General features: G+C 71.8%; 23 protein-coding genes. 18 read left to right on the top strand and 5 right to left on the bottom strand.

The window, feature by feature from the left end:
* The first annotated feature begins 166 nt into the window (after positions 1–166).
* From KBX34_RS03870 to KBX34_RS03840, 7 genes are all read left to right on the top strand, one after another.
* Positions 167–469 carry an urease subunit gamma gene (locus tag KBX34_RS03870; protein WP_088948581.1) on the top strand — a complete coding sequence of 101 codons (303 nt, stop codon included), beginning with the start codon at positions 167–169 and terminating at the stop codon, positions 467–469.
* Complete coding sequence (locus tag KBX34_RS03865; protein WP_210790020.1) at positions 466–801, top strand: urease subunit beta; 336 nt, start codon at positions 466–468, stop codon at positions 799–801. Before KBX34_RS03870 ends, KBX34_RS03865 begins: the two co-directional genes overlap by 4 nt.
* Positions 798–2,501 carry an urease subunit alpha gene (locus KBX34_RS03860; RefSeq protein WP_210923279.1) on the top strand — a complete coding sequence of 568 codons (1,704 nt, stop codon included), beginning with the start codon at positions 798–800 and terminating at the stop codon, positions 2,499–2,501. Before KBX34_RS03865 ends, KBX34_RS03860 begins: the two co-directional genes overlap by 4 nt.
* Positions 2,501–3,217 carry an urease accessory protein UreF gene (locus KBX34_RS03855; RefSeq protein ID WP_210923277.1) on the top strand — a complete coding sequence of 239 codons (717 nt, stop codon included), beginning with the start codon at positions 2,501–2,503 and terminating at the stop codon, positions 3,215–3,217. The genes KBX34_RS03860 and KBX34_RS03855 overlap by 1 nt, the downstream gene beginning before the upstream one ends.
* The gene (gene ureG / locus KBX34_RS03850; RefSeq protein WP_374223651.1) at positions 3,207–3,989 is read left to right on the top strand and encodes an urease accessory protein UreG; all 783 of its coding nucleotides are present in this window, start codon (positions 3,207–3,209) and stop codon (positions 3,987–3,989) included. The genes KBX34_RS03855 and ureG overlap by 11 nt, the downstream gene beginning before the upstream one ends.
* Positions 3,989–4,705: an urease accessory protein UreD gene (locus tag KBX34_RS03845; protein ID WP_210790003.1), complete on the top strand. Its 717-nt coding sequence runs from the start codon at positions 3,989–3,991 to the stop codon at positions 4,703–4,705. Before ureG ends, KBX34_RS03845 begins: the two co-directional genes overlap by 1 nt.
* A 142-nt stretch (positions 4,706–4,847) precedes the next feature.
* Positions 4,848–5,222 carry a cupin domain-containing protein gene (locus tag KBX34_RS03840; RefSeq protein WP_210790000.1) on the top strand — a complete coding sequence of 125 codons (375 nt, stop codon included), beginning with the start codon at positions 4,848–4,850 and terminating at the stop codon, positions 5,220–5,222.
* 6 nt (positions 5,223–5,228) lie between these two features.
* On the opposite strand, the gene KBX34_RS03835 is transcribed toward KBX34_RS03840, so the two are convergent.
* Positions 5,229–5,687, bottom strand: coding sequence for a MarR family winged helix-turn-helix transcriptional regulator (locus KBX34_RS03835; RefSeq protein ID WP_210789997.1), 459 nt, complete (start codon positions 5,685–5,687; stop codon positions 5,229–5,231).
* A gap of 95 nt (positions 5,688–5,782) precedes the next feature.
* Between KBX34_RS03835 and KBX34_RS03830 the strand changes: the two genes are divergently transcribed.
* The 6 genes from KBX34_RS03830 to urtE all read left to right on the top strand — a co-directional run bounded on the left by KBX34_RS03830 (position 5,783) and on the right by urtE (position 12,147).
* Positions 5,783–6,865, top strand: coding sequence for a substrate-binding domain-containing protein (locus tag KBX34_RS03830; protein ID WP_088948574.1), 1,083 nt, complete (start codon positions 5,783–5,785; stop codon positions 6,863–6,865).
* A 422-nt stretch (positions 6,866–7,287) separates the two neighbouring features.
* The gene (gene urtA / locus KBX34_RS03825) at positions 7,288–8,532 is read left to right on the top strand and encodes an urea ABC transporter substrate-binding protein (protein WP_088948573.1); all 1,245 of its coding nucleotides are present in this window, start codon (positions 7,288–7,290) and stop codon (positions 8,530–8,532) included.
* Positions 8,533–8,607: 75 nt separating this feature from the next.
* Complete coding sequence (gene urtB / locus KBX34_RS03820) at positions 8,608–9,495, top strand: urea ABC transporter permease subunit UrtB (RefSeq protein ID WP_088948572.1); 888 nt, start codon at positions 8,608–8,610, stop codon at positions 9,493–9,495.
* Complete coding sequence (urtC, locus tag KBX34_RS03815) at positions 9,492–10,682, top strand: urea ABC transporter permease subunit UrtC (protein WP_210923276.1); 1,191 nt, start codon at positions 9,492–9,494, stop codon at positions 10,680–10,682. Before urtB ends, urtC begins: the two co-directional genes overlap by 4 nt.
* A complete protein-coding gene (gene urtD, locus KBX34_RS03810) occupies positions 10,679–11,455 on the top strand; it encodes an urea ABC transporter ATP-binding protein UrtD (protein WP_210923274.1) in 777 nt (258 codons plus the stop codon). The genes urtC and urtD overlap by 4 nt, the downstream gene beginning before the upstream one ends.
* A complete protein-coding gene (urtE, locus tag KBX34_RS03805; RefSeq protein WP_210923272.1) occupies positions 11,455–12,147 on the top strand; it encodes an urea ABC transporter ATP-binding subunit UrtE in 693 nt (230 codons plus the stop codon). The genes urtD and urtE overlap by 1 nt, the downstream gene beginning before the upstream one ends.
* A gap of 40 nt (positions 12,148–12,187) precedes the next feature.
* Here the strand turns inward: urtE and KBX34_RS03800 are convergent, their stop codons facing one another.
* Complete coding sequence (locus KBX34_RS03800) at positions 12,188–13,246, bottom strand: LacI family DNA-binding transcriptional regulator (RefSeq protein ID WP_247671419.1); 1,059 nt, start codon at positions 13,244–13,246, stop codon at positions 12,188–12,190.
* Positions 13,247–13,355: 109 nt separating this feature from the next.
* On the opposite strand from KBX34_RS03800, the gene KBX34_RS03795 reads away from it, so the two are divergent.
* The 4 genes from KBX34_RS03795 to KBX34_RS03780 all read left to right on the top strand — a co-directional run bounded on the left by KBX34_RS03795 (position 13,356) and on the right by KBX34_RS03780 (position 17,736).
* Positions 13,356–14,303 (top strand): LamG-like jellyroll fold domain-containing protein, encoded by a 948-nt coding sequence (locus KBX34_RS03795; RefSeq protein WP_210923270.1) that lies wholly within the window; start codon positions 13,356–13,358, stop codon positions 14,301–14,303.
* Between the two features lie 37 nt (positions 14,304–14,340).
* Positions 14,341–16,443, top strand: a complete 2,103-nt coding sequence (locus tag KBX34_RS03790; protein WP_307871321.1) for a PQQ-dependent sugar dehydrogenase — start codon at positions 14,341–14,343, stop codon at positions 16,441–16,443.
* Between the two features lie 101 nt (positions 16,444–16,544).
* Positions 16,545–17,015 (top strand): molybdenum cofactor biosysynthesis protein, encoded by a 471-nt coding sequence (locus KBX34_RS03785; protein ID WP_210789989.1) that lies wholly within the window; start codon positions 16,545–16,547, stop codon positions 17,013–17,015.
* 193 nt (positions 17,016–17,208) lie between these two features.
* Positions 17,209–17,736: an SUKH-4 family immunity protein gene (locus KBX34_RS03780; RefSeq protein WP_099854262.1), complete on the top strand. Its 528-nt coding sequence runs from the start codon at positions 17,209–17,211 to the stop codon at positions 17,734–17,736.
* Position 17,737: 1 nt separating this feature from the next.
* Here KBX34_RS03780 and KBX34_RS03775 read toward each other — a convergent pair whose 3' ends face one another.
* The 3 genes from KBX34_RS03775 to KBX34_RS03765 form a co-directional block, all read right to left on the bottom strand.
* Entirely contained in the window at positions 17,738–18,115 is a 378-nt protein-coding gene (locus tag KBX34_RS03775) for a nuclear transport factor 2 family protein (RefSeq protein ID WP_088948564.1), read from the bottom strand.
* 104 nt (positions 18,116–18,219) lie between these two features.
* A complete protein-coding gene (locus KBX34_RS03770; RefSeq protein WP_088948563.1) occupies positions 18,220–18,639 on the bottom strand; it encodes an ATP-binding protein in 420 nt (139 codons plus the stop codon).
* A gap of 256 nt (positions 18,640–18,895) precedes the next feature.
* Entirely contained in the window at positions 18,896–19,228 is a 333-nt protein-coding gene (locus KBX34_RS03765) for a nuclear transport factor 2 family protein (RefSeq protein ID WP_141909737.1), read from the bottom strand.
* A gap of 179 nt (positions 19,229–19,407) precedes the next feature.
* Here KBX34_RS03765 and KBX34_RS03760 point away from each other — a divergent pair, with 179 nt between their 5' ends.
* On the top strand, positions 19,408–19,794 hold the full coding sequence (locus KBX34_RS03760; protein ID WP_210923268.1) for a DUF2267 domain-containing protein: 387 nt from the start codon (positions 19,408–19,410) through the stop codon (positions 19,792–19,794).
* Positions 19,795–19,832 lie beyond the last annotated feature (38 nt).

Here is a 19,832-nt window from a genome sequence, read left to right as displayed (position 1 = left end):
GTTGCCCGTCACGCGGGCCGGGATGGTGGAGTCCCGGGTCGCCCCGTCGGCGGGGACTCGGCGGTCGTGTGACTCCAGCTCGTACCCCGGGTGTCTGCTGCCCGGCGCGCGGCCCCCTGAGGGGCCGATGGCGAGCCGGGCACGCCCACCCCACCGGGAGAAGCCCGTGTTTCTCAGCCCGCATGAGCAGGACCGCCTGCTCGTCCACGTCGCGGCCGATGTCGCCCGCGCCCGCCGCGAGCGCGGCCTGCGCCTCAACTACCCCGAAGCCGTCGCGGTGATCACCGCGTTCCTGCTCGAAGGGGCCCGCGACGGCCGGTCCGTCGTCGACCTGATGTCGGCCGGCCGGAGCGTGCTCGGCCGCGACGACGTCCAGGACGGCATCCCCGAGCTGCTGAGGGAGGTGCAGGTGGAGGCGACGTTCCCGGACGGCACCAAACTCGTGACGGTGCACCACCCGATCCCGTGATCCCGGGGGAAATCCTGCCGGCGCCCGGCCCGGTCGAGATCAACGCGGGCCGCCCGGTAACCACGCTGCTCGTGGTCAACACCGCCGACCGGCCGGTGCAGGTGGGCTCGCACTACCACTTCGCCGAGGCCAACCCGGCCCTGGCGTTCGACCGGGACGTCGCCTGGGGGCAGCGGCTCGCCGTGCCGGCGGGCACCTCGGTCCGGTTCGAGCCGGGCATCAGCCGCAGCGTCGACCTCGTCCCGTTCGGCGGCGCGCGCGTCGTGCCGGGGCTGCGTGGCGCGTGTGCGGGCCCACTGGACCCGCCGACGGCCGACGGGTCACCGGAGTGAGCGCCGTGCGGCGGGACCGCTACATCGACCTGTACGGGCCGACGACCGGCGACCGGATCCGGCTGGCCGACACCAACCTGCTCATCGAGGTGGAGACCGACCACTGCGTCGGTGGTGACGAGGCGGTCTTCGGCGGCGGGAAGGTGATCCGCGAGTCGATGGGGCAGTCGCGGGCCACCCGCGCCGAGGGGGCACTGGACACCGTCATCACCGGCGCCGTGGTGCTCGACCACTGGGGAGTGGTCAAGGCCGACGTGGGGCTGCGCGACGGGCGCATCGTGGCGCTCGGCCGGGCCGGCAACCCGGACACCATGCCCGGCGTCCACCCCGACCTGGTCATCGGCCCGTCCACCGAGGTGATCGCCGGCAACGGGCGGATCCTCACCGCCGGCGCGGTCGACACCCACGTGCACTTCATCTGCCCGCAGATCGTCACCGAGGCCCTGGCCAGCGGCGTCACCACGTTGGTGGGTGGCGGCACCGGCCCGGCCGAGGGAACCCGGGCGACCACTGTCACCCCGAACGGCTGGCACCTGGCCCGGATGCACGAGGCGCTGGACACCATGCCGGTCAACGTGTTGCTGCTCGGCAAGGGCAACACCGTCTCCAGCGAGGCGCTCTGGGAACAGTTGCGCGCCGGTGCGGGCGGTTTCAAGCTGCACGAGGACTGGGGCACCACACCGGCGGCGATCGACGCCTGCCTGCGGGTGGCCGACCAGTCCGGGGTCCAGGTGTCGATCCACACCGACACGCTCAACGAGGCCGGTTTCGTCGCCGACACCCTGCGCGCGATCGGCGGGCGGGCCATCCACTCGTACCACACCGAGGGTGCTGGCGGCGGGCACGCACCGGACATCATCACGGTGGCCAGTGAACCGAACGTGCTGCCGTCGTCGACCAACCCGACCCGCCCGTACACCGCCAACACCCTCGCCGAACACCTGGACATGTTGATGGTCTGCCACCACCTCAACCCGTCCGTGCCGGAGGACCTGGCCTTCGCCGAAAGCCGGATCCGACCGTCCACGATGGCCGCCGAGGACCTGCTGCACGACCTCGGCGCGATCTCCATCATCGGCTCCGACGCGCAGGCGATGGGCCGGGTCGGCGAGGTGATCCTGCGGACCTGGCAGAGCGCGCACGTGATGAAGGAGCGGGTCGGCGCGCTGCCGGGCGACGGGGCCGCCGACAACCACCGAGCCCGACGGTACGTCGCGAAGTACACCATCTGCGCGGCGATGGCCAACGGGCTGGAGCACGAGGTCGGCTCGGTCGAACCCGGCAAGCTCGCCGACCTGGTGCTCTGGGACCCGGCGTTCTTCGGCGTACGACCGCACCTGGTGCTCAAGGGCGGCATGATCGCGTACGCCCAGATGGGTGACGCGAACGCCTCGATCCCGACGCCGCAGCCGATGCTGCCGCGGCCGATGTTCGGGGCGTACGGTGCCGCGGCGGCCGCCACCAGTCTGGCGTTCGTGGCCCCGGCGGCACTGGACGCCGGACTTCGGCTGGACGTGCGACGCCGGGTGGTGCCGGTGAGCGACGTGCGGTCGCGGGGCAAGGCCGACCTGCCGGAGAACAACGCGATGCCGCGCATCGAGGTGGACCCGGACACCTTCACGGTGCGGATCGACGGTGTGGTGGTCGAGCCGGACCCGGTGCCCCGGCTGCCGATGGCCCAGCGCTACTTCCTGTTCTGATGGCCACGCCGAGCCTGCTGTTGCTGTTGGCCGACGGACGCTTTCCGGCCGGGGCGCACGCGCACTCCGGCGGTCTGGAGGCGGCCGTCGCCGCCGGCCGGGTCACCGACCTGGCCTCGTTGGCGGCGTTCCTGGCCGGACGGTTGGCGACCGCCGGGCTGGTCGGTGCGGCGTTCGCGGCGGCCGCACACCGGGCCGCGGTGCCCGGGACCGTCGGCGCGGGCGAATCCGCCGGGACCGCCACGCTGGCAACCACGCTGGCCCAGCTCGACGCGGAGCTGGACGCGCGTACCGCGGCGCCGACGTTGCGAACCGTCTCCCGCCGCCAGGGCCGAGCGCTGCTGCGCGCCGGGCGGGCCATCTGGCCGGACGCTCCGTTCGGCGATCTGCCCACGACGCCCGCCGGCGCACACCAGCCGCTGGTGCTCGGGCTGCTCTGCGCCGCGGCGGGGTTGTCCCGTCTCGACACCGCCACTGTCGCCGCCTACGGGACGGTGACCGGGGCGGCCAGTGCCGGCGTACGCCTGCTCGGCCTCGACCCGTACCAGGTCCAGGCCCTGCTGGTCGGCCTGGCCGACGCCTGCGACGGCACGGCTGCCGACGCGGCCCGCGCCGCCGACGACCCACCGGAGCGGCTGCCGGCCGCCGCCGCTCCACTCGCCGACATCCATGCCGAAATCCATGCCACCTGGGAGGTGCGTCTCTTTGCGTCCTGAGACTGTTGTGCCGAGCGCTGCGCCCGTCGACCCGACCACGCCACCACCGACCGCCCCGTTGCACGACGAGACCGTCCCGCACACCCATCCCGAGCCGGGGGTCGACCCGCACCCTCCACTGGCCCGCGCCGGTCGTGCTCTGCGGGTCGGCATCGGCGGCCCGGTCGGTTCCGGCAAGACGGCCCTGGTGGCCGCGCTCTGCCGGGCCTTCGCCGACGAGTTGCGGCTCGGCGTGGTGACCAACGACATCTACACCACCGAGGACGCCGACTTCCTGCGGCGGGCCGGGGTGCTGGACCCGGCCCGGATCCGCGCGGTGGAGACCGGCTGCTGCCCGCACACCGCGATCCGCGACGACATCGGCGCCAATCTGGACGCCGTCGACGAACTGGCCGAGGCGGTCGGCCCGTTGGACCTGGTCCTCGTGGAGAGCGGAGGAGACAACCTGACCGCGACCTTCAGCCGGGGCCTGGTCGACCGGCAGATCTTCGTGGTCGACGTGGCGGGCGGGGACAAGGTGCCCCGCAAGGGCGGCCCGGGGGTCACCGCCGCCGACCTCCTCGTGATCAACAAGACCGACCTGGCTCCGATGGTGGGCGCGGACCTCGCCGTGATGGACCGTGACGCGCGGGCTCGACGCGGCGACCTTCCGACCCTCTTCCTGTCCATCGTGGGAGACCCGACGGCGAGCCGGGTCGCCGACTGGATCCGGCACGAGCTGGCCCACCACGCGGCCCTGCACCCGCTCGCCGTACCGGCCGGGCCGGTCTGATGCGGGCGCTCGCCCGGCTGGTCGCCCGGGCCGACGGCCGGGGTGGCACGGTCCTGGTCGAGCTGCACGGCGAGACGCCGCTCCTGCTGCGCCAGACCCCGGCCGACGGTGGTGTCGCCACTGTGCACCTCGTCGGCGGGGCGGCCGGCCCGCTGGCCGGCGACGACCTGCGGTTGGAGATCGAAGTGGGACCGGGCGCCGCGGTGCGGGTGCACACAGTGGCGGCGTCGATCGCCCTGCCGGGACGGCCAGGCGCGGTGTCCCGGATGGCGGTGTCCGCGGTGGTGCACGCCGGTGCCACGCTGCACTGGCTCCCCGAACAACTGGTCGCGGCGGCCGGCTGCGCGCACCTCGCCGAGTCCCGCGTCGCGGTGGCCGCCGGGGCGAGCCTGCGCTGGCGCGACGAGCTGATCTGTGGCCGGTACGGCGAGGCGCCGGGCGGTGCCGTCGTGCACACGCAGGTCGACTACGCGGGCCGGCCGCTGCTGCGCCAGTCCCTGGCGGTGGGGCCGCGCGCACCCGGCTGGGCCGGCCCCGCGGTGCTCGGCGGCGCACCGGCCACCGGCTCGCTGCTGGTGGTCGACCCGTCGCGGCCCGCCGAACCGGCCGCGGTCGACGGGACTGTCGCCCGACTGCCGTTGGCCGGGGGCCCGGCGACACTGTGGACCGCCACCGCTCCCGACGCGCACACCCTGCGCGCCCGCCTCACCGTGTGACGCGAGCGCCCACTCGACCCCGGCACGTCGTCGGCTTTCGTGTTCGCCCATCCCGGCCCGGGACGGGTCTGCGGCCCATATCCTCGGAAGGCCATGCCAACCGGGGCGACTGCCGTTCCGCGACGGCTCACAGGAGGCCGTGATGAGTGGGAAAGATCGGCCCGAGGGCATCAGTCCGACGGCGGTGGAGGCGGCGCCGGGGCTGTGGCGTGTCGATCTCCAGAAGCACGACCTCAGCATCCCGGGACGTGAGGTCGTCCAGAGTCGGGTGGAGTTCACACCGGACTCGCCGCCGTTCAAGCACTTCCACCCGGGCGAAGAAATCATCTGCGTACTCCAGGGGTCTCTGGAGTACACGCTCGAAGGTCAGCCGCCGATGGTGTGCAACGTCGGTGACGCGCTGACCGTGCCGTACGGCGTCCACCACCAGGCCCGCAACGTCGGCGACGGCGTCGCCGTCGAACTGGCCACGTACGTCGTGGAGAAGGGCAAGCCGCTTCTCACCAGGGTCGACTGAGCCTCGTCAGCGGTGTGGGCCGACCGCGTCGACGCGGCGGCGGGCCGGGTCGAGACGACCGATCAGGTCGGCGAGCTGAACGGTCAGATCGTCGACCTGTGGCATGCCCAGCTCGGCGAGGTTGGCCCGCACCCGCTCATCGAGGCGATCGTGCTCGCGACGGCCGCGGGCCGTGAGGTAGGCGCGGATCCGCCGACGGTCCATCGGGTCTATCCGGCGGAAGACGAGGTTACGGTCGACGAGCTGGTCGACCAGTTTGGTGAGGGTGCCGGGAGGCAGCGACGCCTCGGCGGACACCTCGCTCATCGGGTGGCCCTGGCCGTCGGCGAGCAGGCAGAGCACCCGCCATGCCTCGATGCTCAGCGCGTCCTCGGCCAGGACAGCGCCCAGCCGGCGAGAGAGCAGCCGTTCGGCGCGGGTGAGCGAGCGCAGCAGGTCGGCTGGCGCCCCGGGCACGTCTGACATGGAACTCCCTGGTCCGGTGGCCCTGTCATGGTAGCGAGTGTCCCGGTCCGTGGTGAGTCCTGGCCTTCGGTCGTGGGCCGGGCAATCATGTGCTCATGTCCGCGCCGGCACCGCCGTGGCTGACCGTCGACCGTGCCGTGGTCAGCATCGCGTTGGTCTACCCGATGCGCGGGCCGGCCGGCATGTTCGGCCCCACCTGCGAGCTGTGCGCGCAGCTCGCGGTCGAGGAGATCAACCGATGCGGTGGTGTGCTGGGCCGGGAGGTGCGGCTGGTGCCGGTCGACGGCGGCGCACCGCCGGCCGAGGTGGCCGCCGAGGTCGAGGCGTTGGTGTCGGTGGGGGCGGTGCAGGGGGTGACGGGGTGGCACATCTCGTCGGTGCGCCAGGCGCTGGCGCCACGCGTCGCGCACCGGGTGCCGTACGTCTACACCGCACTCTACGAGGGCGGTGAACGCACCGAGGGGGTCTTCCTGACCAGCGAGACGCCGGATGCCCAACTGTGGCCCGCGATGCGGCTGCTCGCGGAAGAGCAGGGGGTGCGTCGCTGGTTCGTGGTCGGCAACGACTACGTGTGGCCACGTCGTACCGCGCGGGCGGCCCAGCGGTACGCGTTGCGCGGCGGTGGGCAGGTGGTGGGCCTGCACTTCCTGCCGTTGGACGCGCACGACTTCACCGAGGTGCTGCGCCGCATCGAGCACAGTGACGCCGACGGGGTGCTGATGCTGCTTGTCGGTGCGGACGCGGTGCGGTTCAACCGGGCGTTCGCCCGATCCGGCCTCGATCAGCGGTGCCTGCGGCTGAGCACGCTGATGGACGAGAACATGCTGCTCGCCAGCGGTGCCGGTGCGACCCGGCGGCTGTACAGCACGGCGGGCTTCTTCGCCGGGCTGGTCACCCAGGAGAACCTCGACTTCCACGGCGAGTTCGTCCGTCGCTTCGGGGTGGAGGCGCCGCCGTTGGGCAGCCTCGGGGAGTCCTGCTACGAGGGCGTGATGCTGCTCGCCGCGCTGATCGGCCAGGCCCGCACCCTCGACGTGCGGGCCATCGAGACGGCCGCTGACACGGTGGCCTACCAGGGGCCACGCGGGCGGTTGCTGCTACGCCAGCGGCACGTCCGTCAGCGCATCTACCTGGCCGAGGCCGACGGGCTCGACTTCACAGTGCTCGCCCAGCTCTGAGACCAGGGGCCGCCAGCCGGCCCGCCCGGACCCTTGACAGCGCCACCCGATCCCGTCCTAAGATGCTTCCTGCGTGAAGTATCTGGCCTCGGGTCAGATGTCACCACTGTGTCCCCACCATCGACGGAATTGCCGTCGACCATTGTGGTGACACCAAATCTGCGTCTTTCCGAACGGCCGGCACCGTTTCCTCCCCAACGGTGCCGGCCGTTTTTTCGTGCGCGTCGGATCGACCGCGCGGAAACAGCCAATTAAGGGCCGGGAAACATGAGCGCAATCATGTCGGTCGACGCTTTCGTTGCCCATATCCGAACCGGTGCCCTGAGCGGCGTCCACCCGTCGACCTCGGCATCGCCCACGTCAGCTCCACCGGACCGCACCGACCGTCCTTTCGCCACTTGAGTGCACCGCAGGGAGAGTAGATGTCACTATTCCGGGGCCGCCGCATCCTGGCGGGCGCCATGACCCTGGTCGCCGCGGCCGCGATGACCGCGTGCGGCAGCAAGACCACCGACGAGGGTGGCGCGACAGGCGTCACCGCCGACATCTCCGGCGACACCGTCAAGGTGGGGCTGCTCAACTCGCTCTCCGGCACCATGGCGATCAGCGAGGTCACCGTCCGCGACTCCATCATGCTCGCCGTCGAGGAGATCAACGCGGCCGGCGGCGTCCTCGGCAAGAAGATCCAGCCGGTCGGCGAGGACGGCGCCTCGGACTGGCCGACCTTCGCGGAGAAGGCCGAGAAGCTCATCTCCGAGGATCGGGTCGCCGCGGTCTTCGGCTGTTGGACGTCGGCCAGTCGCAAAGCGGTCAAGCCGGTGTTCGAGAAGAACAAGGCGTTGCTGTTCTACCCGGTGCAGTACGAAGGCCTCGAACAGTCGCCCTACATCTTCTACACGGGTGCGACCACCAACCAGCAGATCGTTCCCGGGCTCGACTACCTCAAGGCGCAGGGGGCGAAGTCGGTCTATCTGGTCGGCAGCGACTACGTCTTTCCCCGCACCGCCAACAAAATCATCAAGGCGTACGCGACCGCGAACGGGATGACCGTGCTCGGTGAGGATTACGCCCCACTCGGATCCACCGAGTTCGGCACCATCGTCAACAAGGTCAAGTCGTCCGGCGCCGATGCCGTCTTCAACACACTCAACGGCGACAGCAACGTGGCCTTCTTCAAGGAATACAAGTCGGCCGGTCTGACCGCTGCCGCGATGCCGGTGGTGTCCGTCTCGATCGCCGAGGAGGAGGTCAAGGGCATCGGCACCCAGTACCTGGAGGGTCAGCTGACCGCCTGGAACTACTACCAGACCACCCCTGGGGCGGCGAACTCGAAGTTCGTCGCCGCGTACAAGGCGAAGTTCGGTGCGGACAAGCCCACCAGCGACCCGATGGAGGCCGCGTACGTCGGCGTGTACCTCTGGAAGGCCATGGTCGAGAAGGCCGGCGCCTTCGACGTGGAGAAGGTCCGCGCCGCCTCGGACGGGATCACCTTCGACGCGCCGGAGGGCCTGGTCACGGTGGACGGGAAGACCCAGCACATCGCCAAGACCGCCCGGATCGGCAAGATCGGCGCGGACGGTCTGATCACCGAGGTGTGGAACTCCGGCAAGCCGGTGCAGCCGGACCCGTACCTCAAGACCTATCCGTGGGCGAGCGGCCTGAGCTGACGACGCCGGCCCGGGCGGGCTGCGCGACGACGCGCCCCGCCCGGGCCACCCGACCAGCAGTTCGGAGTACCCACCGTGACAGTCCTCTTCGGTCAACTCTTCACCGGCATCAGCATCGGCGCGGTGCTGCTGCTCATCGCGCTCGGCCTCGCGCTGACCTTCGGCCAGATGAACGTGATCAACATGGCGCACGGTGAGTTCATCATGGCCGGGGCGTACACCACCTACGTCCTGCAGCAGAGCATCACCGGGGCCGGCTGGTCGCTGGTCGTCGCGCTGCCGGTCGCGTTCGTGGTCGCCGGCACGATGGGCGCGCTGCTGGAGATGCTGCTCATCCGCCGGCTGTACGCCCGACCACTGGACACCCTGCTGGTCACCTGGGGTGTGTCGCTGATGCTGCAACAACTGGCCCGCGACGTCTTCGGCAGCCCGAACGTGCAGACCCGCGCGCCGGAGCTGCTGACCGGCAACGTGGCGCTCCCCGGCGGATTGACCATCGCCAACAACCGGCTGTTCATCCTGGCCCTGGCGCTGGCCGCCGTCGCGGCGCTCACCCTGGCGCTGCGCCTCACCCCACTCGGGCGTCGCATCCGCGCGGTCGTGCAGAACCGCGACCTCGCGGCGGTGTCCGGCATCGCCACCTCCCGGGTCGACCGGACCACCTTCTTCGTCGGCTCCGGCCTGGCCGGGCTCGCCGGGGTGGCGCTCACCCTGCTCGGCCCGATCGGCCCGACCATGGGCACCAACCTGATCATCGACGCCTTCCTGGTCGTCGTGGTCGGCGGGATCGGCCAGCTCAAGGGCAGCGTGATCGTCGCCTTCGCCCTCGGCGTGCTCCAGGCCACCGGGGAATACCTCACCACCCTCAGCGTCGCCAAGGTGATCGTGTTCGTGGCGATCGTCGCGTTCCTCCAGTGGCGGCCACAGGGTCTGTTCACGCTGCGGACCAGGAGCCTCGCATGACAGCCGTCACCCCCGCGCCGCCCGACACCGCCCTCGACCCGGCACCCGTCAGCGCCGTACCGCCGAGCCGGCCCGCGGGCCGCTCGCGACTGCGGACGGCGGCCGGCTTCGCACTCGGCGCGGCGCTGCTGTTCGCCGTCGCGCCGCTGGTCTTGTCGGACTTCCGGCTGTCCCTGCTCGCCAAGTACCTCTGCGTCGCCATGGTCGCGGTCGGCATCGGGATCGCCTGGGGCCGGGGCGGCATGCTCACCCTCGGCCAGGGCGTCTTCTTCGGCCTCGGCGGCTACGCGATGGCCATGCACCTCAAGCTCGCCGACGCGGGCCCGGCCGGGATGCCGGACTTCATGCAGCTGTACGGGCAGCTCGACGAACTGCCGCTGTGGTGGAGGCCCTTCGCCAGCCCGTGGTTCGCGCTGCCCGCGACGGTGCTGCTGCCGATGGCAGTCGCCTTCGGGCTCGGCTCGCTGGTGTTCCGCCGCCGTGTGCGCGGCGCGTACTTCGCCATCCTCAGCCAGGCCCTCGCCGCCGCGATGGTGATCCTGCTGATCGGCCAGCAGGGCACCACGGGAGGCACCAACGGGCTCACCGACATCAAGGGCTTCTTCGGCTACGACCTGGACGACCCGGTCAACCAGCGGATGGTCTACTTCATCATCGCCGGCACACTGCTGGCCCTGCTCGCGCTGACCCGTCAACTCATCCACAGCCGCTACGGCGAGCTGCTGGTGGCGGTCCGCGACGGCGAGGAACGCGTCCGGTTCCTCGGCTACGATCCGGCCTCGGTCAAGCTGGTCGCGTACGTGGTCGCGGCCGGGATGGCCGGCCTGGCCGGGGCGCTGTTCGTGCCCGCGGTGGGCATCATCTCGCCCGCGCTGATCGGCATCGTCCCGTCGATCGAGTTTGTCATCGGCGTCGCGGTGGGTGGTCGGGCCACAGTGCTCGGGCCGGTGCTCGGCGCGGTGGCGGTGGCCTGGGCGCGTACCGCCCTCTCGGAGCGGTTCCCGGGCACCTGGACGTACCTCCAGGGGTTGCTCTTCGTGGTCGTGGTGGCGTTCCTTCCCGGCGGCCTGGCGTCGCTGTGGGCGCTGGCCCGCCGCCGCGACGGAAGCACGGCACCGGCCCGGCGCGGGTGGTTGTCACTGGCCCGACGACGCGCCACGCGGGGGACGGAGGTGCCGGCGGCATGAGCGGCAACCGACTGGACGGGTTGTCCGTCCGTGACGTGCGGGTCAGCTTCGACGGTTTCACCGCCGTCGACGGCGTCTCGCTGGAGGTGCCCGCCGGTGACATCCGGTTCCTGATCGGGCCCAACGGCGCCGGCAAGACCACACTTGTCGACGCGATCACCGGCCTGGTGCGGGCCACCGGCTCGGTCCGGTTCGGTGACGAGGAACTGCTCGGTCGGCCGGTGCACCGGATCAGTCGGTTGGGCGTCGGGCGTACGTTCCAGACGTCCTCGGTCTTCGAGGAGCTGTCGGTGCTGCAGAACCTCGACATCGCGGCCGGCGCCCGGCGTGGCTGGGCGACCCTGGCCCGCCGCCGTCGCGGCGTTCCCGACGAGGTGGCCGCGGCGCTGGAGACCATTGGTCTGGCCGAACGGGCCGAGCACCTCGCCGGGACGCTCGCGCACGGGCAGAAGCAGTGGCTGGAGATCGGGATGCTGCTGGTGCAGGACGCGCGGTTGCTGCTTCTCGACGAGCCGGTCGCCGGCATGAGCCACGAGGAACGCGACGCCACCGGGGTCCTGCTGGAGACGGTGAGCCGTGATCGCACAGTCGTCGTGATCGAGCACGACATGGACTTCCTGCGCCGGTTCGCGCGCAGCGTCACAGTGCTGCACGCCGGCCGGGTGCTCAGCGAGGGCACGGTGGCGCAGGTCCAGGCGGACCCGCGTGTGCAGGAGGTCTACCTTGGCCACCCGGTCGACGCCGGGTCGGCCCGCACCGGTCTGGAGGCATGATGCTGACGCTGCGCGGGGTGCACGCCGGGTACGGGCGCAGCCGCGTGCTGCACGGGGTCGACCTCACGGTCCCGCCCGACGGGGTCGCCGCGGTCCTCGGGCACAACGGCGCTGGCAAGAGCACAGTGCTGCGCGTCGCGGCCGGTCTGCTGCGCCCGAGCGCCGGCACCGTCGAGCTGGACGGCGAGAACGTCACCCGCCTCGGGCCGCACGAGCGGGTGGCGCGGGGGATGGCGTACGTCCCGCAGGGTCAACAGTGCTTCCCGCACCTGACCGCCGCGGAGAACCTGCGGCTGGTCGCCGACGGTCGGCGCGACGGCTCGGTGGCGACCGCGGAGGTGCTGGACCTCTTTCCGGCGTTGCGCCCGCTGCTGCGACGCCGGGCCGGGCTCCTCTCCGGCGGTCAGCGCCAGCAACTGGCCATCGCCCGTGCGCTGATCACCCGGCCGAGGTTGCTGATGCTCGACGAGCCGACCGAGGGCATCCAGCCGTCGGTGGTCGCGGAGATCCAGGAACGGATCGTCGAGCTGACCCGGCAGTCCGGGTTCAGCGTGCTGCTCGTCGAGCAGCATCTGGGCTTCGCGCTGCGGGTGGCGAGCCGCTACCAGGTGCTGGAATCCGGCCGGGTCACCTCGCAGGGGGACGGTGGTGTCACTGCGGAACGGGACGTCCGGGCGGCCTTGGCAGTCTGACCCGCCGAGCCGTCTGACCCTCGGGCAGCGTGGTCGCCGGTCAGGTCGTCGGCGCGGGCCCGGTCGAGTCGCGGACGACCAGCAGGTGCCCGGTGGGACGGCGGCGGGGGCGGGTCGAGCGGGGCTTGAGGGCGAGGGTGAGCGCCGTGCGGCCCATCTCGGTCATCGGCAGGCGGATGGTGGTGAGGCTGGGCGCGAGGTCGGCCGCCACGGAGACATCGTCGAAGCCGACGACGGACATCCGCGCGGGCACCGGCACCCGGCGGGAGCGCAACGTCGACAGCACACCCATGGCCATCGCGTCGTTGAGCGCGATGATCGCCGTCGTTGCCGGGTGCTCGTTGAGGATCTGCTCGGCTGCGGCCCGCCCGCCACCGCGGGTGAAGTCGCTGTGCACGACGACGAGGTCGGCCGGGGACCGCCCGCGCTGCCGCAGGGCCGACGACACGCCGGCCAGTCGGTCCGCGACAGTGGTGAGCCCGGCGCTGCCCGCGGCGACCGCGATCCGTTGATGGCCGAGGTCCATCAGGTGTTGGGCGAGCGCGTGACCGCCGGCCTCGTTGTCCGGCAGGACGGCGTCGATGCCGAGCGCGTGCCGTCCGATGGCGGCGGCCCGTCCGCCGTGGTCCTGGAACGCGGCCAGCTCGGCGCGGGCCGCGGCCTCCATGCGGGGGTCGTCGTAGCCGGAACCGCTGATCAGGACGATGCCGACCCGCTGGGCGATCAGGTGCCGCAGCTGTTGCAGCTCGTAGCCGGGGTCGCGGCCGGACTGGCACATCTGCACCAGCAGCCCCTGCTCGGCGGCGAGCTGGATGACTCCGGCGGCGATCTCGGCGAAGTACGGGTCGTCGACCTGGTGGACGATCAGCCCCACGGTTGAGCTGGCCCCGCCGGCAAGGGTGCGGGCGTACGGGTTGGCGACGTAGCCCAGCTCACGGGCGATCTGCCGGATCCGGTCGGCCACCTCGGTGCTGACCCCCTCACGGCCGGCGAGGGCGCGGGAGGCGGTCGCCAGCGAGACGGCGGCGTGTTCGGCGACGTCCACGAGGCGCGGCCGCTGGTTGGCCCTGGGCATCCGCAACCCTCCGGAAACATCCATGTCACCCGATCTATTGCGAGCGCCATTCATCTGAGCCTAGGGTACGTAAGCGCTTACGTAAGCGCTTACGTGACCGGCATCAGTCATGCCGCGAAACGAGGTGACAGCCATGTCCAGGGCCCGCCAAGCGGCCGTTTCCCTCCTGGCGATCGGCGCACTGACCGGCGCCGCCGCGCCGCCCGCGCAGGCGGATCGGAGCATCTCGCACGACGTCCACCCCGCCCTGCGCGCACACCTGGTCGCCGCGTACGACTTCGACCACCCGGTGCCCGGCGATCCGGCGCTGGAACGCGACCAGGGCCGCTCCGGCACCGAGATCGAGCTGATCAACGGCGGTGCCGCGATGCGGGTGCCGGACCGCGCCTACCGGGGCAGCCGCAACGCGGTGCAGACCCGGCAGGTCGACCCGGCGGTTGCTGGCAACGACGACTGGAAGGCCGGCACCTGGTCGGCCAGCGGGGTGCGGACGCTGCGCGCCTTCAGCGCCACCGCGGGCACCACAGTGATGGGCTGGTTCAAGCTCAACATGGACAGCCCGCTGCCCAACTCCACCACCGCCGACCCCGCCGACCGCTACAACGCGATCGGGCTGGCCGGGGTGCTGACCGGCGACTCCGACGGCCACGGCGTGCGGGCCCTGCTGGAGCTGATCGACGTCGACGGGGAGCTGCGCCTGGTCGCGCTCGGGCGGCGACTCGACGGCGGCAACTCGCAGACCTTCGCCGCCAACCAGGACTGGCGCGAGCTGTTGCCCGTGGGGGAGTGGGTGCACCTCGCCGCCACCTTCGACTTCGACACCGGCGCCCTCGCCCTCTACCGCAACGGCGAGCCGGTCGATGGCTTCTACACCCGCACCGACGACCCGTGGCTGGTGTCCGGGCCGGGCCCACACGTCACCACCGCCTCCGACCCGCGCGGCATCAAGATCGGCGGGAGCTTCCCCCAGGGCACCCTGGAGCGCAACCCGTGCGACTGCCGCATCGACGGCCTGATGTTCCTCGACAACGTGGTCTCCGCGAGCGACGTGCGGAGGCAGTACCACCACCTGGCCCGCTGACCACCCTCGGCACCGTCCCACCGAGAAGGAGACACGCGTGCTCGTCCTCCACCGCCGCGCCCGAGGTGTCCGCCGACCCGCGCTGACGGCCGGCCTCACCGCCCTCGTGCTGGTCCTGTCCACAGTGCTCGCGTCGCCCGCCCGGGCCGCCGACGCCGTCGACGACCCGATCCCCGAGATGCCGGTCCAGTCCCGGATCGGGCTGGTCCTCAGTGAGTACGCCAGCTTCCCGCAGTCGTACCCCACGCCCGCCCCGACCGATGCGCGGCTCATGCGGACCGCGCGGATCAACACGGTGATGGAGTTGCCCGACGGCTCCGGCCGGCGGGCGGTGCCCGACCTCAACGGCAACCTCTACCTGGTCGAGGGCGGCGTGCCGCACGTCTACCTGGACGTGGCGGCGACGTTCGCGCCGCAGTTCTTCTCCGGTCGTGGGCTGGGCCAGGGCTTCGGCTACGTCGCCTTCCACCCGGAGTTCGGCGTCAACGGACGGTTCTACACCATCCACACCGAGCTGGCCTCCACGACGACCGCCACACCCGACCACGCCCAGCCCAACACGCTCTTCCACGGGGTCATCACCGAGTGGACGGCGACCGATCCGACCGCCGCCACCTTCGCCGGTACGCACCGCGAGGTGCTGCGCATCGGCTTCGGCGGCCAGGTGCACGGCATCCAGGAGATCAACTTCAACCCCACGGCCAAGCGTCACGACAGCGACTACGGCCTGCTGTACCTCGCCGTCGGCGACGGCGGCCAGGGCGCCCGCAACACCGACCCGCAGAACCTGGGGCTGCCGCACGGCAAGCTGTTGCGGATCGACCCCCGGGGCACCAACTCCGCCAACGGGCGCTACGGCATCCCACAGCGGAACCCGTTCGTCGGCCAGACCGGCGCGCTCGGCGAGATCTACGCCGTGGGTTTCCGTGATCCGCACCGGTTCAGCTGGGACCGGGCGACCGGCCGGATGTACCTCGGACACATCGGTGAGCACGCCGTCGAGGCGATCTACGAGGTCCGCGCCGGCGACAACTTCGGCTGGAGTGAGCGCGAGGGCTCCTTCGTCTTCGACAAGGCCGCCACCAGCCCCTGCGACCGGCTGCTCCCGCTGCCCGCCGACGACGACCGGTACGGCTACACCTACCCCGTCGCCGCGTACGACCATGACCCCGCGCCGGGCTGGAACTGCACCGACGACGTCGGTGTCGCGGTGGCCGGCGGGTTCGTCTACCGGGGGCGCACGCTGCCCGCGCTGCGCGGCAAGTACGTCTTCGGTGACCTGGTCGACGGCCGGGTGCTCTACACCGAGGCGAACGAGATGCGCCGCGGCCACGGCCTGGCACCGATCCACCAACTCGCGCTCTTCGACGCGGCGGGCGGTCCGGTCCGGATGCGGGACCTCTCCGGACCCGGAGCGCCCGGCGACCCCAACCGGGTGGACCTGCGCTTCGGCACCGACGCCGCCGGTGAGCTCTACCTCGTCGCGAAGGCCAACGGGAAGATCTGGAAGGTGACCGGCACGAGGGAGTTCGCCAGCGGCGACGTCGGCGACACCACAGTGCGCCGCACCGCCGGGGCGTCGAACTGGGCGCCGGTGACCCCGGCGAAGTGGCAGTTCACCCGCGACCAGGTCATCCTCGCCGAGGCCGGGGAGAGCCGGCCGGGCCCGCGCCGGCCGTTCGAGTACGCCGTGCTGACCGCCGGCCCGGCGTGGTCGTCGGTGCAGGTCGACGCCCGGGTACGCCTCGACACGCCGGTGGACGTCAGCAACCGCGACGTGATCATCGTCTTCGGCTGGCGCTCGGACACCGAGTTCTACTACGCCCACCTCTCCACCGACAACACCATCTACCCGCACAACGGCATCTTCAAGGTCGACAACGCCGACCGGGAGCGCATCGACCACCAGTGGAACGGCCGCTCCCGGGGTGCCAACCCGGCGATCACCGATGCCGACTGGCACCGCGTCCGGGTGGTGCACCTGCCATCCACGGGTGAGATCGCCGTCTACGTCGACGGAAACCGGGACCCGCTGATGACCGCGAAGGACACCACGTTCGGCTCGGGGCGGGTGGGCTTCGGCTCGTTCGACAACGTCGGCCGGGTACGGAACCTGACAGTGACCGGCACGCCGGCCTGAGCCGTGTCGCGGTGGGGACGGCGGCGAACGTGCCGCCGTCCCCACCGGGTCATCCGTCGACCTGCCCCGGACGACCCGGTCCGCTTCGTAGACTTCCAGCCATGCCGGAGATCGTCGAGTTGCTGGCCTCGCCCGTGCACCGCTTCCTGGGCCGGCCCGCCGACGGCCCGGCCCCGGCTCCGCCCGGTGAGCTGGTCGACGTGGTCCGGATCCGGGCCGGCCTCGGCATCGTCGGCGACCGGTACTTCGGCCAGCAGGCACACCGCGACGCCAGCGTCACGGTCATCGCCCAGGAGTCGCTGCCGGTCGGCATCGGCCTGGCGGAGGTCCGGCGCAACATCCTCACCACCGGGATCGCCGTGGACGAGCTGATCGGCAGGGTGCTGGTGCTGGACTCCGGCAACGGCCCGGTCAGCCTGCGGGTCAACCGGGCGGCCCGGCCCTGCGCGTGGATGGACGTCACCGTCGGCCCGGGAGCATGGAAGGCGCTGCGCACCACCGGTGGCATCCGCTGCACGCCCCTCAACGACGGCACCCTGCGCGTCGGCCCGGTCGACGCGGTCGTCAGCTGAGGCTCGACGCCGGCGGCCCGGACGCCCTCACCACCAGATCTTGGACAGATGGTGTCGGCCAGGTTGGCGGATTCGGCGAGGTGACGCCCCGGCGAGCTGCCGCGTGGTAGAACCAATCCGCACATCGGCTCGCAGGCCTCCGGGCAGCCGGGAGCTTTGCCGGACAGGACCTCATCCGAACAGAGGTGGTGCAGTGAACCCCGAGCTGCGGCAGCTCATCGAGGAGCTGCGAGCCGACCTGGCTGACCAGCCGGCGAGCCTGGCGTACGCCGAGTTCGGCGAGGGCGCCGCCATCGATGTCGTGCCGGCGAGCCTCCCGGCCGACCTGCGCGATCTCCTGCTGGTGGCCGACGGCCTGCGGGCGGGTCGGCTTGAGCTGGCGTCCACGTCGACCCTCGCCGGAATCCAGTACCACCTCGACTACGTGCCGGACTTCTCCACCATCCCCGAGGACCGGGCGGGCTGGCTGGTGGTGGGCACCCGCAGCGACGAGCCGATCTTCATGGACCGTGGCACGGGAGCGATCTGGTACTTCCCGCCCAACGGCACCGAGTGGTTCATGTCCGACGCGTTCGAGGAGCTGGCCCCCGACCTCGGATCCTTCGTGGACTACTACCTGCTCGGCCCGGGCTACGCCGACCTGACTCCGGCGGACGACAGGTGGTTCGCGTTCCTCGACGAGCAGGGCCTGCTCGACGACGAGGACGAGGACCTGAGCTGAGTCAGACCGGGCTGATGTGCGCGGCGAGGACCCGCCAGCCGTGCGGGTCGTCGTGGACCCAGGTCCGGGTGTAACGCAGGCGAGCGGCGAACGGTGCCCCCTCGAACACACCGGACACCCGGCCCAGGAAGAACGTCACACCGGTCTTCCCCACGACGAGCAGGTCCAGCTCCTCCTCGACCAGCTCCTGCACCACCGAACGGCGGTCCCGGTGCGCGGCCAGGTCGTCCTGCTTGGTGTGCGGACGGCCGTCCGGGCCGATGGCGATCAGCTGGTCGACCAGCAGCTGATCGAGAGCGTCGACGTCGCCGGCCCTCTGGGCGGCCTGCAGGGTGCGCTCGGCATCGAGCAGCTCTGCCTCGCGTGCGCTGTCCGGCATCGTGCCGTCCTCCCGGTCGGGTCCGGCCCGGGGTCACCGTCGGCCCGGGCTGTCCGCATTGTGGCAGGCAACGCGACCCGAGCGGGCGTGGATCGCCGCCCGGCTCACAGGCTCAGGCGAATCCGTACGACGGTCTCCCCGGGTCCGGTGAGCACGGCGACCTCGTCGCAGACCTGCTCCACGATCGCCAGCCCCCGGCCGCGGATCGAGTCGGCGGACGGCATTCCCTGGCCGAACTCCCGCGCCGGCCCCCGGTCGACGACGTCGCAGAACAACTGGCCGGACTCGGCCCAGAGCAGGACCCGGCCGCCGCCGGTGGTGTGCTGCAGGGTGTTGGTGGCCAGCTCGCTGACCGCCAGTGTCAGCAGCTCCACCCGATGCGGTGGCAGGCCCCGGGCCAGTGCCCCGGCGCTGACGAACGCGCGCAGCGCTCGCACGTCGGTCGCCACCTGGTACGCCATGGTGTCCGTGACATGGGCGGGGACGCTCTGCTCGACCACGGTGTCGCGCCGCTCGGCCGGCATCAGCCCTCCGGCCGCGGGTCGCCGGTCAGCGTCACCACGATCCGCCCGGGTGCCGTGGACGTGTTCGCCTCGACGTGCGCCATCGGACACCAGCAACCCTTTTCCGTAGCCACAGCCGTTGTCGCAACATCATGTCATCCGCCGACCCATGGGCCGTCTCGTCCGTTCGGCGGTTGATCACGTCGCGCGTCGGACCGGCCAGGCATCCGGCGCCGGGCGGTCAGAGGGCCGCGTCGGCGCCGAGCAGCGACCGCTGCTACGGGCGGATGTCCAGGGCGCCGATCAGGTTGTCGCGCAGCGTGAACCGATACCGCAGCTCGACCGGGCTGCCGGGGAAGTCGCCGGAGACCCGGGTGAGAGCCAGGTACGAGTCGCCCGCCTGTGGTGTGACACGTACCGGCTCGGCCGTGTAGGAGTGGGCATCCATCGTCTTCTGCCGCCACGCGCGGATGGAGGCCCGTCCGTCGTACAGCCGGTCCTCGTCGGCGACGCTCGCGGTGTCCGCGAAGCAGGCGACGAAGGCGTCCAGGTCCCGGTCGTTGACGGCCCGGAAGTACCGGTCGATCACGTCGGGTAGGTCGACGGCCATCTGCTCCTCCTGCGGCACGGGCCGCCGTCGGGCAGCCGTCGGGTTCCCGGTCCGACCTCACCGTACGAGACTCCGACTGCGCCGCGCGGAGCAACCATCAGACCCGTCCGGCTGCGCCCGCCGGGTTTGCCGTCGACGGGCCCGGGTAGCCACGCATCTCCGAGACGAAGGGCGGGGGAATGGCCGAGCTGGGGTTCGTCGACAAGGTCGCGGCACGGGCGGGCGTCCCGCCGGAGCAGGCGCGCCCACTGACCGAGGCCGTTCTGCGGACCCTCACCGAGCGGCTCAGCGGCGGTGAGGCGGGCGCGTTGGCCCCTCACCTGGCCGCCGAGTTGAGCCCGTTGCTGGTCAAGGCCGCCGAGCCGCCGGAGGCGTTCGGCTACGACGAGTTCCTCCGCCGGGTCGCCGACCGCGCCGGAATCGACCGTCCAACCGCAGAGCGGGGCACTCGGGCGGTTCTTCAGACGATGCACCGGGTGGTCGGGCACCGGGAGTTCGAGGACGCCCTGGCCCAGCTTCCCTCGGATCTCCGCGCGCTGGCGCAGCCGCTGCCGCACGGTCCCTGACCGACGGCAGCCTCACCGCCGCGCTGGCGCCGTACGGC

The organism is Micromonospora sp. M61 (assembly GCF_018070245.1).
GTDB lineage: Bacteria > Actinomycetota > Actinomycetes > Mycobacteriales > Micromonosporaceae > Micromonospora > Micromonospora zamorensis.
The sequence above is the reverse complement of the archived record's forward strand: the minus strand, read 5'-3'. Positions and strand labels throughout refer to the sequence as shown.